At 49.4% G+C, this 15,840-nt stretch carries 12 protein-coding genes; 8 read left to right on the top strand and 4 right to left on the bottom strand.

What is annotated here, in order from left to right:
• The 3 genes from IQR33_RS16725 to IQR33_RS16715 all read left to right on the top strand — a co-directional run.
• A partial coding sequence (locus tag IQR33_RS16725) for an MFS transporter (protein WP_228013940.1) occupies positions 1–1,087 on the top strand: 1,087 nt, incomplete at its 5' end.
• Complete coding sequence (locus tag IQR33_RS16720; RefSeq protein ID WP_182016047.1) at positions 1,059–2,888, top strand: IucA/IucC family protein; 1,830 nt, start codon at positions 1,059–1,061, stop codon at positions 2,886–2,888. The genes IQR33_RS16725 and IQR33_RS16720, both read left to right, overlap by 29 nt.
• Positions 2,881–4,083 carry a type III PLP-dependent enzyme gene (locus IQR33_RS16715; RefSeq protein ID WP_193843864.1) on the top strand — a complete coding sequence of 401 codons (1,203 nt, stop codon included), beginning with the start codon at positions 2,881–2,883 and terminating at the stop codon, positions 4,081–4,083. The genes IQR33_RS16720 and IQR33_RS16715 overlap by 8 nt, the downstream gene beginning before the upstream one ends.
• 73 nt (positions 4,084–4,156) lie before the next feature.
• Here IQR33_RS16715 and IQR33_RS16710 read toward each other — a convergent pair whose 3' ends face one another.
• Genes IQR33_RS16710 through IQR33_RS16700 form a run of 3 tightly spaced genes read right to left on the bottom strand, consistent with a single transcriptional unit; the run spans position 4,157 to position 7,534 of the window.
• The gene (locus IQR33_RS16710) at positions 4,157–5,404 is read right to left on the bottom strand and encodes an ABC transporter substrate-binding protein (RefSeq protein ID WP_193837800.1); all 1,248 of its coding nucleotides are present in this window, start codon (positions 5,402–5,404) and stop codon (positions 4,157–4,159) included.
• A 2-nt stretch (positions 5,405–5,406) separates the two neighbouring features.
• Positions 5,407–6,837, bottom strand: coding sequence for an ATP-binding protein (locus IQR33_RS16705; protein ID WP_193837801.1), 1,431 nt, complete (start codon positions 6,835–6,837; stop codon positions 5,407–5,409).
• Entirely contained in the window at positions 6,827–7,534 is a 708-nt protein-coding gene (locus IQR33_RS16700; protein ID WP_042522238.1) for a response regulator, read from the bottom strand. Before IQR33_RS16700 ends, IQR33_RS16705 begins: the two co-directional genes overlap by 11 nt.
• Positions 7,535–7,799: 265 nt before the next feature.
• Here IQR33_RS16700 and ptsG point away from each other — a divergent pair, with 265 nt between their 5' ends.
• Positions 7,800–9,242, top strand: a complete 1,443-nt coding sequence (ptsG, locus tag IQR33_RS16695) for a glucose-specific PTS transporter subunit IIBC (RefSeq protein WP_193843863.1) — start codon at positions 7,800–7,802, stop codon at positions 9,240–9,242.
• A gap of 95 nt (positions 9,243–9,337) precedes the next feature.
• Here ptsG and IQR33_RS16690 read toward each other — a convergent pair whose 3' ends face one another.
• Complete coding sequence (locus IQR33_RS16690; RefSeq protein ID WP_033906624.1) at positions 9,338–9,784, bottom strand: DUF302 domain-containing protein; 447 nt, start codon at positions 9,782–9,784, stop codon at positions 9,338–9,340.
• Between the two features lie 227 nt (positions 9,785–10,011).
• Here IQR33_RS16690 and IQR33_RS16685 point away from each other — a divergent pair, with 227 nt between their 5' ends.
• From IQR33_RS16685 to IQR33_RS16670, 4 genes are all read left to right on the top strand, one after another.
• Complete coding sequence (locus IQR33_RS16685; protein WP_064369561.1) at positions 10,012–12,003, top strand: U32 family peptidase; 1,992 nt, start codon at positions 10,012–10,014, stop codon at positions 12,001–12,003.
• Between the two features lie 105 nt (positions 12,004–12,108).
• Positions 12,109–12,354, top strand: coding sequence for a DUF3297 family protein (locus IQR33_RS16680; protein WP_025768686.1), 246 nt, complete (start codon positions 12,109–12,111; stop codon positions 12,352–12,354).
• A 487-nt stretch (positions 12,355–12,841) separates the two neighbouring features.
• On the top strand, positions 12,842–13,552 hold the full coding sequence (locus IQR33_RS16675; RefSeq protein ID WP_054576548.1) for an ABC transporter ATP-binding protein: 711 nt from the start codon (positions 12,842–12,844) through the stop codon (positions 13,550–13,552).
• On the top strand, positions 13,539–15,840 hold a 2,302-nt coding region (locus IQR33_RS16670), incomplete at its 3' end, for an ABC transporter permease (protein WP_228013939.1). The genes IQR33_RS16675 and IQR33_RS16670, both read left to right, overlap by 14 nt.

Genomic DNA, 15,840 nt, shown 5'->3' with positions numbered 1-15,840 from the left:
CTGGGCAGGGGTATTGTTTATCCTACCTACGTTTTGTACTGCGTTGGCGGCGCGATTTTGGGGCAACTTTGCCGATCGCTACGGTCGCCGCCGCTCACTCTTGCGTGCACAACTTGGCCTTGCAGCAGGGTTTGCGCTGTGCGGCTTGGCAGACAACCTCGCCATGTTTGTGTTTGGTCTTATTGTTCAAGGAACCTTTGGCGGCACCATGGCCGCCTCGAACAGCTACTTATCTAGTCAAATTAAAGAAGCCAAAACACTCGGCAAGTCACTCAATAAAACCCAACTATCTGCTCGCTTGGCGCTGATCGTTGCGCCCATTGGGCTCGGCTGGAGCTTGTCAGAGACCAACCCGCTCAACGCGTATCTTTGGTTATGCGTTTTGCCTTTAATTGCTATGGGCATCACGCTAACACTGCCTGCGGATAAACCTGCCGAACGAAACCTCGAAAAGCCAAACTCAGAATCTCAGCAAGAAAAACCGGTTGCACAGAAAAACGCAATGCATGCCATTCGTTGGATCTTCTTTGCTCAGTTCGGGTTTGCGTTTTCCATGGTGGTGACCTTTCCTTATTTCTCGCCGTTTGTGCAGCAATATGGCATCACTCACCACGCATGGATCGGTTTTTTGTACGCACTGCCGCATGGCATCTATCTGTTGCTGGCAGGCAAAATCCACGTGTTGTCAGATGGGCTGAATCGCCATCAACCGCTGCGCACGTTGTGGCTCGGGTTTGCATTGCTTGCCGTGAGCTCTGCCTTGCATTTGATTGCGTCCGAAACCGCACTCATTGCTGCGAGAATTGTCTTCGGCATCGCGATGGTGTGTTGCTATCACGGATTGCATCAGCATCTTGCGAGCCATCTGGATCGCAAACTCAGTGGCAAAGTATTTTCTCGCTTTGATGCCATGTCCAAATGGGGTGGCGTGGCAGCGGGATTTTGCGCTTCTTTCATTTCTAGCTTGGGGCTACTTGAGGTTCCTTTCCTACTTTCTGCGATAGTCAGCGTAATCACCTTGATCGCGCTGGTTCTCCATTCAAAATTTGGAAATCAACATGTTACAAACTCAATCCTCTCAGACTAGCGAGTTGCGCGCGCATGATGTGCAGCTCAATCGGGAGAAGGCCCAACTCAACACGATTATGGGTGTTCTTAATTGTTACTTACGTGAATTTGCGCTACCGAATCAACAAGTGGAATGGCACTACCAATCGACATCGCTACCCCAAACGTTAAAACGCAACTATTCCGCCAAGCAGCGGGTAGCCGTTTATCTTTCTCAACAAAATGGCGTGCTGGTTTTGCCGATTCACTACGCGAGCAAACTGGGCAAAATCAAATTGGCAGAACTGCCATGGGCGAAAATGCCGGGATCTGGTTGGGCGAAATTGGATGCCACGCAAACTCTTACGCTTTTGCTTAACTATCTCAAGCAGGTATTGGCGATCCCATTTAACCATGAGCTGATCGAACAACTGGAAAATAGCGTGCTGGTTACCGAGCAGTTTCTCAACGTCGCGCCCAAATCGCATCACAACGAGTTTATCGCTTCGGAACAGTCTCTGATTTGGGGGCATACTTTCCATCCGACCCCAAAAAGTCGTTCGGGCGTCACCATGGATGATCTCTTGGCGTTTTCTCCAGAAGTCGGCGCGCAAGTCCCGCTGTACTGGTTTGAAGTGGATACGTCCTTACTTGATGTGCTGAGTTCCGACGGAGAAGCTAACCCTGCTCAGCACATGCTACAACAGCTCGCGCCACAACACGCCACCAGCAATGGGAAGACCCTCTACCCTTGTCATCCTTGGGAAAGCTACACCATTTTGAGCAACCCAAGCGTGAAGCGTGCCATTGAACAAGGCAAGATCACGCCACTGGGTTTAGGTGGTGAAAAGATGCAGCCGACCTCTTCAGTTCGTACCCTCTACCACCCAGATATGGATTGGTTTGCGAAATTCTCCATCAACGTACGATTAACCAATTGCGTGCGCAAAAACGCGTGGTACGAACTCGACAGCGCCGTGCAGCTCACGTCGATTCTCAAACCGATTCGAGAAAACGAACAGCTGCACAACCCTGTATTTAAAGTGATGACAGAGCCTTACGCCACCACATTAAATCTAGAAAGTGTCGCTGAGCGTAATTGGGATGACAACACCAAAGCGCGCGAATCGTTTGGGATTTTGTATCGCGAAAATTTCTCGCTGAGCGAAGTCGACATCTTAAAACCAACCCTCGCTGGCGCTCTGTTTGCTTACGACAAAAACGGCGACAGTTGTATTGCTCAACGCCTTAAAAACAAAGCGCGTACTACGCAAATTCGCTATTCCGATATCGCGACACTGTGGTTTGAACGCTATTTGCATTGCCTAATTCCGGGCGTGTTTAATTACTACTTCAAACACGGAGTGGCGTTTGAGCCGCATTTGCAAAACACCTTGATTGGCTTTGAGCAAGAGATGCCGTGTTGTGTCTGGATTCGTGATTTGGAAGGCACCAAGTTACTGCCGGAGTTTTGGCCAGAAGAAACATTAACTGACTTGTCTGAACGCGCGCGACAATCGGTTTACTACAGTCGCGAACAAGGCTGGAATCGCATCGGATACTGCACCTTTATCAACAACATCAGCGAAGCGATTTTCTTCATAGCAGAAGGTGATGAGCCACTAGAGCAAACGCTGTGGAATGCGGTGCAAAGTGCCATTGTGCGTTGGCAGTCAGTGAATGGAAAACAGCCGGAACTAGAAGCGTTGCTGAATGGCGGTCACTTCCCAAGCAAAAATAATTTCACCACTCGTTTGATGCAAAAAGCCGATAAGGAGTCGGGCTATACCCAAGTCGCCGCGCCTTGGCAGCAACACGAAAAAGGAGCGCAACATGTCTAATTCCCTCTCTCTACCGACACGCGTTAGCCAACAAGTTCACACGCTCGCACAGCAGCAAAATCAACCCTTGTGCGCTTACGTGTATGACCTAAACGCCTTAGAAGAACACATCAAACAACTGCGTCACGTTTTGCCGAAAAATGTCGAGCTATTTTACGCAGCCAAAGCCAATCCATCGGGCCCGATTCTCAAAACGCTCGCGCCGTATGTCGATGGTTTTGAAGCGGCATCTGGCGGGGAGTTGACACACCTCCACCAACAACAACTCGATAAGCCATTGATCTTCGGTGGCCCAGGAAAAATGCCAAGTGAATTGCAACAAGCGATTGAGCTGGATGTTGATGCAATTCATGTCGAAAGCCTCACCGAGCTGCAACGCATTGGAGCACTAACCGAGCGTCTCAACCGCCCTGCTTCGATCTTTTTGCGTATGAACATTGATATTGGCGACATCACGCTCAGCAAGTTGGCGATGGGCGGCAAGCCGACTCCTTTTGGTTTGGACGAGTCCGAACTGAGTAATGCTTTGATGTTGCTGCGCGATTTCCCGCAAGTGTCACTCAAAGGCTTCCATTTTCACTTGATGTCGCATCAGCTCGATGTTGAACGTCACTTAGCGTTGATGCAGCGCTATTTCCAAGTCGTGAAGGCGTGGCAGCAGGAGTTCGAACTCGGTGAGCTGATGATCAACTTGGGCGGCGGCATGGGCATCAACTACCAAACCCCTGAGCAACACTTTCCGTGGATGGAGTTTTGCGACAAGTTGGAATTCCTCATCGCTAAAGAGCAAGTGCAAGACTGGACACTGCGTTTTGAATGCGGACGTTTCATCACGGCGGCATGCGGTTATTACGTAATGGAAGTGCTGGATATTAAGCAAAATCTTGGCGAAAACTTTGTCATCGCGCGCGGAGGAACCCACCATTTCCGCACGCCAGCAGCGCAGAGCCATGATCATCCATTCGTCATCCTGAAAAGCGAGCAACACCACGAGATTTCTCACCCAATTCAGCATGCACAAGCAACTTTTGTCGGCCAGCTTTGTACGCCCAAAGATGTGCTGGCACGCAATCAACACGTCGCCCACGTCGATATTGGTGATTATGTTGTGTTTACCTTAGCGGGCGCCTATGCGTGGAACATCTCCCATCAAAACTTCTTGATGCATGAACCGCCGATCTTCCACTATTTCTAAACGGCATACTTCGCTTTACTCAAGCCCCAATCATTGGGGCTTTTTTATTCCACTCGGCACAAATTCATTGCCATTAACCGCTTTGCGAAATAGCAATAATGCGTTTTATCAGCTCGTCGGGTTCCATTTTGGGATTGCGGTAAAAACGGAAGATTTCCGAGTTTATCGCCTGCTGAGCAACCGGATTGACCGCCATCGAATCAATCATACTCGGCACAGCGAGGTTGTGCTTAACGCCGTAGTGAAAGTCTTGATATGACTGGACCTGACACGGATTAAAATCGCTGATGTCGATATCGGTGCGTACCGGAATCGAGCCTTTTAACCGATTGAACTTAGCTTGAAACTCCACGTCTGCCAGCACGCTCGCGGTTTGCTGAGCCTCCTCAGCAGAAAACGACTTGCTCGACATAAACACAAAGCTGTCCATGTTGTAGAGGAATACACCATCGCTGTCCGGCGTTGGGTAACAGCCGACCTCTTGCGGAACTGAGACTTGATTGGCGAGCAACTCACCCAAAATCCAATCTCCACCGATTTGAAACAGCGCTTGACCGTCGGCTAACGCTTGGGTCGCCGTATCCCACTTACTGTCAGGTAATTGGTTGTCAATCAACAAACTCAGGCGACGAAATTGCGTCAGCGCTTGGCGCAGGGTGTCGCTGTCGATGCTGTCGCGTTCTAGTTTAACCATCGCATTGGTGTAGAACTCAACACCGCCAGTGGAGATCACTAAATTCTCGAAAAGTTGGGCGACTTGCCAAGGCTGCTCACCGACCGCGATCGGTACGACGCCATTTTTCTTAGCAAGCTCCATGGCGGCAAACATCTCTTGCCAATTTTTCGGCGCGGACAGATTCAGTTGTTTAAGTAGCTTGTGGTTGACCCACAGCCAGTTCAAACGGTGCAGCGTAAGTGGCAGAGCGATATAGCCGTTTTGTGTTTTATTGATTTCGATAGACAGCGGGTAGAGCACCTCGTCCCAGCGCTGCTCATCGGCCACCGCGTTGACGTTGTACAAAACACCGATGGCATCCCACGCTTTAATACTTGGCCCCTCAATTTGCGCAAAGCTTGGTGGGTTGCCCGCCAAGGCGCGAGCTTGCATTACCGTCATCGCACTGTCGCCACCTCCTCCTAACACCGGGCTTTGCAATAGCTCAATATCGTGTTGTTCCAGCTGGGCTTTAAGTGTTTGCAGAGCTTTCTGCTCGCCGTCAGAAGTCCACCAATGTAAAAACTCTACCCCATGTGGCGGCTCCGCGAGAGCAGCGACGCTAGGGGCGAGTAACACTGGGAACAAGAATGCCAGTTTGTTCATAGTCAGTCTCTCGGGAAAGTCAGTGTGGCGCAGAGGCCGCCAAACTGAGAATGGCTCAGCAACAAGTTGCCGCCATGAGCCTTTGCAATACTCTGTGAAATGGTTAACCCCAGCCCACTGCCTTCTTTATCGTTGCTAGCGCGGAAGTATGGCTGGCAGAGCTTTTCAAGTAATAAATCGTCAACACCGTCACCGTGATCTTCAATTTCAATCTGGATCGACTCTGGGCTTTCACTCAGCTTAATGTCCGTTTGATGGCCGTATTTGAGCGCGTTATCGACCAGATTCTGAATGCAGCGCTTAATCGCTAACGGTTTACCAGCAAAGTGGGAGCGGATTTCACCGTGGATGCGAATTGTGTCCGGCGCATCGGCGATATTGGCGGAAATGTGCTGAATCAGTTGGGTGAAATTGATCGGCTCGATTTCCTCGTGGATGTCGGTCTCTTTAATACATTGCAATGCGCCTTTGACCATCAAATCTAGGTCGTTACTCAGGCGGACAAAGCGTTCTCGGTCGGCGTCGTCATCCAGCATTTCCGCTCGTAGTTTTAGGCAGGCTATTGGCGTTTTCAGATCGTGGGAGATGGCGCTGAACAGCATTTCGCGGTCTTTAATGTGGCTGTCGATGCGTCGGTTCATTTTGTTAAACGCACGGACCGCTGCTCTAAGTTCGTTACTGCCTCGCTCATACACTTTGGGCACGTCTAACCGGCTCGACATCAGGGTTGCAGCTTTTGCCAGCTCTCGAATTGGTTGAATTTCTTTGCGAACGATAAACCAGGTACACTGCAAAAGCATTAGCGCGGACAGCGATAGTGTCAACCATTGGCGCAGCTCAAAATAGTTAGTCTCGAGGTTGATGTAAGGCGCGGGCAGCACCGCCGCGAGATAAAACCATTCGTTCTGCGCCACTTCGACCTGCATCACCAGAATCGGTGGATTGAGGTCACCAAACGAAAGCGAATAATGCGCCCACAATAGTGGCAGTTCGTCGATAGGTAGCTCGTTGTTGAACACTTTGAGTTTGTCACGTTGTGTGAACTCCACCTCAATATTAGGAATGCCGCTCAACTCACTTTCTAATACCTCGCGCACTTGGTTGATGACCAGTTTTTTGCGCTCGCTATCTGGCAGCGGGTCGACGTCAATCTGGTGATTGTTGAGTGAAACGAAAAAGCGCGTGCCGCCCATGTTGCGTAATTGATTAAGCACCAAGTGACGATATTCTGAAGGCAGGGTTTGAAAGAAAGCGATGGTGGAAGATGCGCTCAGTGCCAAGCTTTTGGCCGTCGTAGTCAAACCTTCTTTATCGCGTTCGCTGGCGTGTTGATACCAGATAATCCCGGATAATACCTGCGCCAGAACGATCACCAACAATAGGAACACGCTCGTGCGAACGACCAGTGATCCCGTCCAGCGTTTAATTCTCATAATGCACGTCCGTGGTCAGCATGTAGCCTTTGTTGCGCACCGTTAGGATCAGCGAGCGGTCTTTATCTTCAAGGTGATGGCGCAAGCGACTGATCTGCACGTCAATGCCGCGTTCAAACGGGTCAGCATCGCGTCCCCAAATCTCACGTGCAATATCATCGCGCGACAATATCGATTGTGCATGGTTGACAAATAAACCAAGCAACGACAAATCGGCACCGCTGAGTTGTTTAACTTCGCGGCTAGCGACGTGGGTCAGTTGGCGCGTCACGGTATCTAACAACCAGTCGTCAAAACGCACTTTACGCGTCAGTTTGGCATTGGCGGTCGATTGACTGCGTCGAAGAATGGTTTTGATGCGTGCGAGCAGTTCACGCGGACTGAATGATTTGGTGATGTAGTCGTCAGCGCCCATTTCTAGCCCTGCGACTCGGTCGGCTTCTTCAGTGACGGCGGTCAGCATGATTATTGGGATATCGGAGTTTTTGCGCAGTTTCTGGCACAGGGTAAAGCCGTCTTCACCGGGCATCATAATATCGAGGATGATCAAATCAGGATGGTGATCGTTGAGCAGTTGCCACATCACGCCGCCGTTTTCCGCGCAAAGCACTTCAAACCCTGCGCGGCCAAGGTAATCCGACAACGCTTCGCGAAGGTCGAGGTTGTCATCGACGACCAGTATCTGCTTGTTTTCCATCCTACTTTCCCTGTGTCCGTCCCTGTGCCTGCCCCTGAGTTTGGCGCTGGCCAATATGATGCATTCTTAAACGCCCATGCACAATCGAGCCGATTGCAATTTTCACTTCTCGGTGTAAGAGATTTGTAAGCGGCCACTTACAAACTGATTGCCTTTTGTAACCTTAGGCGCCGCCTTGCTCGCTATGATCATCCTGACCTTACGTGAAACAACATGACCTGAAGGAATCAGGTCCTACAACACTGGCATTCGTCAGGAGGAAACCATGTTTGCAAGTATATTTGGACAACTACAAAAAATAGGGCGGTCGTTGATGCTGCCTGTGGCGGTGTTACCGGTGGCTGGCTTGATGCTGGGTATTGGTAACGCGGGTTTTGCGTTTATTCCAGACGCGGTCAACAAAGTGATGCTCGCCGCCGGTGAAGGCGTGTTCGGCAACATGCAGTTGATGTTTGCGGTCGGTGTGGCGCTCGGGTTATCAAAAGGCAATGACGGTGCGGCTGCGCTCGCAGGCTTAGTTGGCCTAATTATTATGAACGCATCGCTCGGTATCGTGACTGGCCTGCGCGGCCTAGAAACTGACGCCACGATCATGGGCGTTGAGACGCTGCAAACCGGGGTGTTTGGCGGCATCTTTATCGGTGCGGTGGCGGCAATCATGTACAACCGCTTCTACAACATCAAACTGCCGGAATATTTGGGCTTCTTCGCGGGTAAGCGATTTGTGTCCATTGTCACCGGTCTATCGGCGATCGTCGTTGGTGCGATTCTCGCGTTTGCATGGCCACCTGTCGGACAACTTCTTGATGCATTCTCTCATTGGGCAGCGTACCAAAACCCTGTACTCGCGTGGGCGGTTTACGGCGCGGGCGAACGTTCACTACTCCCGGTTGGTTTGCACCACATCTGGAATGCGCCGTTCTTCTTTGAAGTCGGCAGCTATGTAGACCCAGAAACCGGCAAAGAGTTTACCGGTGAGCTCACTCGCTTCTTCGCGGGCGATAAAACCGCAGGTTATCTGTCTGGTGGCTTTATGTACTCCATGTGGGCGCTACCAGCAGCGGCATTGGCGATTTACCACTGCGCGTCTCCTGAGCGTAAGAAAATCGTCGGCGGTTTGATGATGTCTGCGGCGTTGACCTCTTGGTTAACTGGTATCACAGAGCCAATCGAATTTACCTTCCTATTCGTCGCGCCAGTGCTGTACGTGATCCATATTTTCCTAACTGGTATTGCGTTTGCGATCACCGCATTTTTGGAAATCAAACACAGTACTGACTTTGCGCACGGCGCGATCCAGTTCTTCCTTTACTACCCAATGTCGAGCAACGCGTGGATGTTCATCATCATCGGTCCAATCTGGGCGACGCTCTACTACGGCTTGTTCCGCTTCCTAATTGTGAAGTTGGATCTGAAAACGCCGGGTCGTGAAACCGACATTGCAGAAGTGAAGATTACCGGAGAGCCTGATGAAATTGCGGTGGATGTAGTAGCTGCATTGGGCGGCAAAGCCAATATTAAGTCAGTCGATGCGTGTATCACTCGTCTGCGTGTCTCGGTGAAAGACATCGCTAACGTTGATGTTGCTAAGCTAAAAGCACTTGGCGCGCGAGATGTGTTAGTGATTGGCGACAGTTTACAAGCGATTTTCGGCACGCAGTCTGACTCAATTAAGTCAAAAGTGCACAGCGTACTCGCCACCTCCTGATCTTACCTCCCCCAATCTAGGTAAGATTTGCCAACCTCCTTGTGAGGTTGGCTTTTTCGTTTTCGGAGTAAAAAAAGCGAAGCCAATAACCAGCCCTACTTCGCCGCCGCGTTGGTTAAATTGCCCAGCACGCCGCTGATTTTGTTCAATGCCTCGTCACAGCCTTCAATATGATGGCGCTGCTTTAAATAAATAGGATCGTTATAAGCTAACCACGTTTTGCCTTCATCATCTTCATACACCAACACTTTTTGGGGTAAATCGAGCGCCACTTCCTGCGCACAGATCATCAGTGGCGTGCCTACTTTAGGGTTTCCAAACACGATAACTTCGGTTGGTCGCAACGTCATATCGACTTTCGTGGCATTCTCTTGATGGTTAATGCGCGCAAAGACGTTCAACCCTTTTTCTTGCGCGATAGCGACAAATTTATCCGCCGTATTTTTTGCTGAATGCGTGCTCGCAACGGTTACCACACCCTCCCCAGCCAATGCACTCAATGACGTCAACGCCACGACCAACCCAATGATTACTTTTTTCATTTGTCGTCCCTTCCTCTCTCTGAGTCGAAAACTAGATATAGAAAAACCAAGTGTAGGAAAACTATAGAAGTCAAATTCCGCTATCGCGAATTGCACTCTACCCACTCAAGAGTCGACCGTGTAACACGGATTAATTGATTCAGATTAATAAAGCGTTAACTAGCTGAGCATCAAAAGCGTGAAATACGTAACATTTGCAGCCTATTTTAGTAAGAAAGAGAAAAGTAGTGACACGCGATCAATTTGAGTTATTAGCACCCGGTGGTGATTTAGATTCCATCAAAGCCGCCATTGCCGCTGGCGCCGATGCAATTTACTGTGGGCTCGACCGCTTCAATGCTCGTAACCGAGCGACCAACCTCACTTTAGATAACTTAAATGGCGTGTTAACGTTGGCCCATCAGCACAGCTGTAAGATTTTCCTAACGTTGAATGTGCTGATTTTAGAAAGTGAAATTCCAGCGATTGTTCGCTTGCTCAGCCAACTGAACACCACCAAAATCGATGGCGTGATCGTACAAGATCTCGGTCTGGCCTACATTCTCAAACATCACTTTCCCGATTTGGATGTGCACGCTTCAACGCAACTGAACACGCATAACGAAGGCCAAATCCTCTTTCTCAACCAGCTCACCGCAAGCCGAGTAAACTTATCTCGCGAACTTAACATCAGTGAGATAAAACATCTGGCGCAATTTGGTCGCGAGCACAACGTAATGATGGAAGTGTTTGTCCACGGCTCATACTGCATCGGATTCTCCGGAATTTGCTACATCAGTTCCGCTCGCAATGGCGCATCAGGTAACCGTGGACGCTGTAGCCAACCTTGTCGCGAACAGTACGAAACGACCAAAACAGGCAACAACTACCCACTCAATATGAAAGACAACTCCGCCTTTGGGGACTTGGAAGCGCTTGCTGATGCGGGTGTGTATTCGTTGAAAGTGGAAGGCCGCATTAAGAAATCCCACTACGTGTACACCGTGGTCGATAACTGGCGTAAACAGATTGATCGCTTGTGCGAGGGTTTGGAACTCTCTGAAGACACCACAGAGTTATACACAGTGTTCAACCGTGATTTCTCCAACGCATTTTTGCAAGGTGATTTCGGCAAGGCGATGTACATCGACAACCCGCGCGACCATGCTGTAAAGCATTTTTCGAAGGTTTACCAATGCCAGTCTGCTGATGATGTACAAGCGGTGAAAAAGAAACTCTACGATGACAAAACCGCGATCATTGAGAAAGTGGCAGAGCAAACTAAGTCGTTCGATGTCACTTCAACACAAGTATCCGGCAGCAGCTTGAAAGGGTCGATTGATGTGCCAACTCTGCCAACGTTACCTCAACCAGAACCTCGCCAAGGTGCGCCAAAATTATCGGTTCTGATCTCGTCAGCACAAGAAGCCATGCTGTGCGAATACCACGACGTTGATGTTTACTATCAATTGCCAATGGGATTGTCTGGTGAACTGAGCGCGATGATTGAATTGTTCCAAGCCAACCCAATGCTCAAACCTTGGTTCCCAGCCATTTTGATTGGCGAAGACTACCACGCCGCGCGCGTATTTTTGGAAACCATCCAACCTGAGTTGTTGATCACCAACAACTCAGGTGTCGGCATGATCGCAAAAGAGCTCGGCTTAGGCTGGGTGGCAGGCCCACAACTGAACACGGTGAACTCATACGCGTTTAAATGCCTTCAAGACGAGTTCGCGGCAAGTGGCGCGTTTGTTTCTAACGAGCTGAATATGAAGCAGGTGCGTCACATAAAGCGTCCGAAAAACATGCGCAGCTTCTACAGCATTTATCACCCGAACACTCTACTCACGAGCCGCCAATGTTTGTTTCAACAAACCGAAGGATGCCGTAAGGTGAAGGTCAACAAAAGTTGTTTGAAACGCTGTGATAAACGCACGTCTATCATCAACTTAAAAGACAATCCTTACTTGGTGCAAAAACAAAAAGGCAGCCACAATTCAATCTACAGCGAGCACAACATCTTAAACCTGCAAGTGCTGCACGATCTGCCGCAATTGTTTACCGATGTGTTGATCGATCTGTGTGATATCCAGACCGAAACAAAAGTCTCAGCAAGCAAACCTGAGTTGATTGACGCGTTCTTAGCTCTACTTGAAGATCACAGTGAACAAGCCGTCCAAACGCTGAATGCCATGATTCAACCAACAGCCAACGCGCAGTATTTAAAGGGGTTATAGGCGGTACTTGAAAGTTAAACAACGCATCCACTCTCAACATATCTTGAACACATACAGTGCACTGACTACAATAGCGCACTTTTTACGGAATTTAGGTCACACAAAATGACAGACACAGCTAAACCAGCTCTACCAGATCGCCTAGCGGGTAACCCACGTAGCCCATTCTTCATCAAAGAATGCTTCGAGCACCAAATCGGTATTCGTATCAACGGCCAAGAGCGCACAGACGTAGAAGAATACTGCGTGAGCGAAGGTTGGGTGAAAATTGCTTCTCCTAAAGCAAAAGACCGTTTCGGTAACCCAATGCTAATCAAACTTAAAGGCGAAGTTGAAGCGTACTACGTGTAAGCTGACCACGCTGAATATCTTTGAAAGCTCGAGTTTGACTCGGGCTTTTTTAATGCCTGTCATATCCCTTCCTCATTTAATCTCTTCCCTCTTATTTTCAGTACAAAGTAGGGTCTGTTTATCTTTCGAGATTAAGTTTTGTTCGAGATAAAATCGTTTTAGGCGAGGCAAGGAGTGTGTAGCCTAGCATTCTAAGTAAATACTCCTTAACAAAGCATAGAACGATTTTAGCCGAACCCTTTGGGCAGCGTTTGTTGGTCATTTCTCCTGCGTTATCAGCTTTTTCATGTAGGCTAACTACACATCAAAGCTTCTGCCTTGCACAAACACCCAACAATTCGCTGCAAAAATCAGCTCGAAAGGTCAACAGACCCTAAACTCGATGTAAATCGCTGTTTTTATCTGATTGTTGTCTAAAGTTTCTAGAGACATAACTGCAATAGTGATTGCCAAAAGAAACGACACCTTTTGAATACAGGGAGAGGAAATGGAAAGCCCACTTGTCACACTCAAACACGCCAGCAAAAGCTTTGTTGATGGCAAAGAGACACATCGCGTGTTGGAAGGCGTCGACTTCACGTTGAACACAGGAGCGAGTGTTGCGCTGACGGGCGCAAGTGGCAGCGGCAAAAGTACTTTGCTCAATGTCATCGCTGGCTTTGAGCCGCTTTCCGATGGTGAGTTGTGGTTAGATGGCGATAACACGGCGGCTTGGAAAGACCCACAATGGAGCCGATTTCGACACCAAAAACTCGGTGTTATCTTCCAGCAATTCAATCTATTAACGCCGCTCAACGTGCAGCAAAACATCGCCTTCCCTCTGCATTTGAATCAAAAGAAATGGAACGACTGGTGCGATTATTTGGTCGAGACTCTAGGCATCAGCCAACTTCTCGACAGACATGTTTCTGCCCTTTCCGGCGGTCAACAGCAACGAGTCGCTATCGCACGTGCATTGGCACACAAACCTAAGCTTCTACTCGCCGATGAACCCACAGGTAACCTTGACCAAAAAGCAGGGTTAGAAGTGATGAAACTGCTCAGTGAAATCACCACCCAAGGCAATACCGCCGTGCTCTTGGTGACCCACAGCCATGAATGCGCTGAATTTATGAAAGCACGGCTGCGATTGGATAACAGTCAGCTACAGAACAGCCATCAAGTAAACAAACATGAGCTTCACCATGAAGCAAACTAAGCCATCAAACACCAGATTCACTCATACTCGACTCGCCCTGAATCTGTTTGCAGCGCACTATCGGCAGGCGCCACTGCAAGCCGCCGCGATTCTGATCGGTATCGTGTTGGCTGTGACCTTATTCGTTGCGGTGCAAGCCATCAACCTCAATGCCAAACGAAGTTATGCGGAATCTACCGAGCAGCTTAGCGCACAAGCTCAGAACTTAATTATTCCACCAGCAGGGCAAAACTATCTGCCCGAGTCTCTTTATTTCACCCTTAGACAAAACGGGCTCAGTGCAGCACTACCTGTAATCGAAGGGCGAGTGAGAGACGAACAAGGGCGTCGCTGGTCAGTGCAAGGTAGTGAGTTGATTGCCGCAATTTCCTCACGTTCGCGCTATTCGTCAGAAAACCAACAAAACGTGTCTTTGTTCGACAGTGCTTTACCTTTACCTGAGCTTTTGGCCGGTAAGCCGATCGTGATGATGAGCCAATCTCAACATCAAAACTTAGGGGAAGTAGAAACCCTAACTCTGGATGACATTCCAACCCAAGTGGTGGTGCTACCAGACGAATGGCAGTTAGGTAGCCGAATGTTGATGGACATTGGTTTTGCGCAGCAACTGCTCAATAAACAAGGACAGCTCAGTTACATTGCGGTTTTCCAGTCAGGTGATAAAGGGAATAAAAACACGCAAGCAAAATGGCAAAGCCTCATTGGCGATCAAGGGCAATGGATTGCCAATAATCAAAGCACTGACCTTGGCTCACTGACCGACAGCTTTCACCTCAATCTCACCGCAATGAGCTTACTCGCGTTTTTAGTCGGGCTGTTCATCGCTTACAACGGCGTAAAGTACAGCTTGCTTAAACGCAATCGGCTGTTAGTGCAAATTCAACAAGCGGGTGTTGCGCCGAGCATTGTGTTCTCTGCGCTGTTAGTTGAACTCACTATTCTCGTTACCATCGGCGCTTCCCTCGGTTTTGTATTGGGCATGCAGCTTAGCCACTGGTTACATCCGACCGTGGCACTGACTCTAGAACAACTTTATGGCGCGACACTGCTGCCCGGCACTTGGCAGTGGCAATGGTGGGCGCAAGCCCTGCTACTCACGTTAACCGCAACCCTATTGGCATGTTGGCAGCACTTTAAACAGCGAGTGCGCCAGCCGCTTTCCTCTCATGGCGGATTTTATCAAGCGCCGGAAGCCTCTAACGAAAACCAATTGTTCGTGATAGGTGCTGCGTTGACGGCTCTCGCACTTGCAGGATTATGGCTGAGTGAGCATCACCGATTTACCATGGCGTGGCTCGGCGTGCTTGTGGTGTCGATTCCTTTGTATCTACCCAAAACACTCAGCGTGTTAGCCAATTGGTGTGAAAAGCGCACCACTTCCGGTTTGATGCAGTATCTGTTTGCTGAGTTGCGTGAGCTGATTTCTCCGCTTTCTCTCGCCATGATGGCACTGCTACTCGCCGTTACTGCCAATATGGGGATGAACACGCTAGTGGGCAGCTTTGAATCCACCCTAAAACAGTGGTTAGAACAAAGGCTACACGCCGACATTTACGTCAGCCCTGCCCAAGGAGAAATCGCTGATGTAGAGCGCGCATTAGGGCAGTTCGACAAGGTTGAGACCGTCTACAAGCAATACTACGTCGATGATAACCTGCAAGGTTTACCGATTTTGCTTGGCACCAAAGACAAAGACACCTTAGAGCAAACCATGGTGTTCAAATCGCATTTGGAGAACTTCTGGTCACGCTTTTACCAAGGTGAGTTAGTCGCTATCAGTGAACCAACCGCGGTCAAACTGGGTTTATCACTGGGTAGCGCGCTCACGCTTGATGCCGTTCCAAATAAGAACCTGCTTGTGGGTGCGATATTCCATGATTACGGCTCACCCAACGGTGAAGTCTTATTAGCACCAAAGTTATGGCAAGAGAGCGGATTTACCGACTTGCCAACAAGCCTTGGCATTAAAGTCTCGGGGGACCCACAAATCGTCTATGAGCAACTGTGCGAGCAATTGAATCTGCATCCAAGTCAGCTCTACGATCAGGCGCAAATCAAATCCATCGCTTTGGATATATTCTCGCAGACCTTCGCTATTACGCGCGCGCTCAACGGCGTAACGTTGATGGTCGCGGTGATTGGTTTGTTCAGTGCTTGCTTCATGTTGCTCGACGCACGCAAAGCCGCCATTACAAGGCTGTACGCACTTGGTGTTAGTCGTCGTAAATTAATGACCATGGTGGTCGGACAGATCGTCGCTTTGGTCAGTTTTACTCTGGTTATCGCCC

Origin of the sequence: Vibrio sp. OPT46 (assembly GCF_015163535.1) — a bacterium.
GTDB classification, from domain to species: domain Bacteria; phylum Pseudomonadota; class Gammaproteobacteria; order Enterobacterales; family Vibrionaceae; genus Vibrio; species Vibrio alginolyticus.
This window is presented reverse-complemented; position numbering and strand designations above follow the sequence as displayed.

Excerpts from the sequence above, each read along its gene's own strand:
- IQR33_RS16720 (WP_182016047.1), top strand. The coding sequence starts at position 1,059 with ATGTTACAAACTCAATCCTCTCAGACTAGCGAGTTGCGCGCGCATGAT.
- IQR33_RS16715 (WP_193843864.1), top strand. The coding sequence starts at position 2,881 with ATGTCTAATTCCCTCTCTCTACCGACACGCGTTAGCCAACAAGTTCAC.
- IQR33_RS16710 (WP_193837800.1), bottom strand. The coding sequence starts at position 5,404 with ATGAACAAACTGGCATTCTTGTTCCCAGTGTTACTCGCCCCTAGCGTC.
- IQR33_RS16705 (WP_193837801.1), bottom strand. The coding sequence starts at position 6,837 with ATGAGAATTAAACGCTGGACGGGATCACTGGTCGTTCGCACGAGCGTG.
- IQR33_RS16700 (WP_042522238.1), bottom strand. The coding sequence starts at position 7,534 with ATGGAAAACAAGCAGATACTGGTCGTCGATGACAACCTCGACCTTCGC.
- ptsG (WP_193843863.1), top strand. The coding sequence starts at position 7,800 with ATGTTTGCAAGTATATTTGGACAACTACAAAAAATAGGGCGGTCGTTG.
- IQR33_RS16690 (WP_033906624.1), bottom strand. The coding sequence starts at position 9,784 with ATGAAAAAAGTAATCATTGGGTTGGTCGTGGCGTTGACGTCATTGAGT.
- IQR33_RS16680 (WP_025768686.1), top strand. The coding sequence starts at position 12,109 with ATGACAGACACAGCTAAACCAGCTCTACCAGATCGCCTAGCGGGTAAC.
- IQR33_RS16675 (WP_054576548.1), top strand. The coding sequence starts at position 12,842 with ATGGAAAGCCCACTTGTCACACTCAAACACGCCAGCAAAAGCTTTGTT.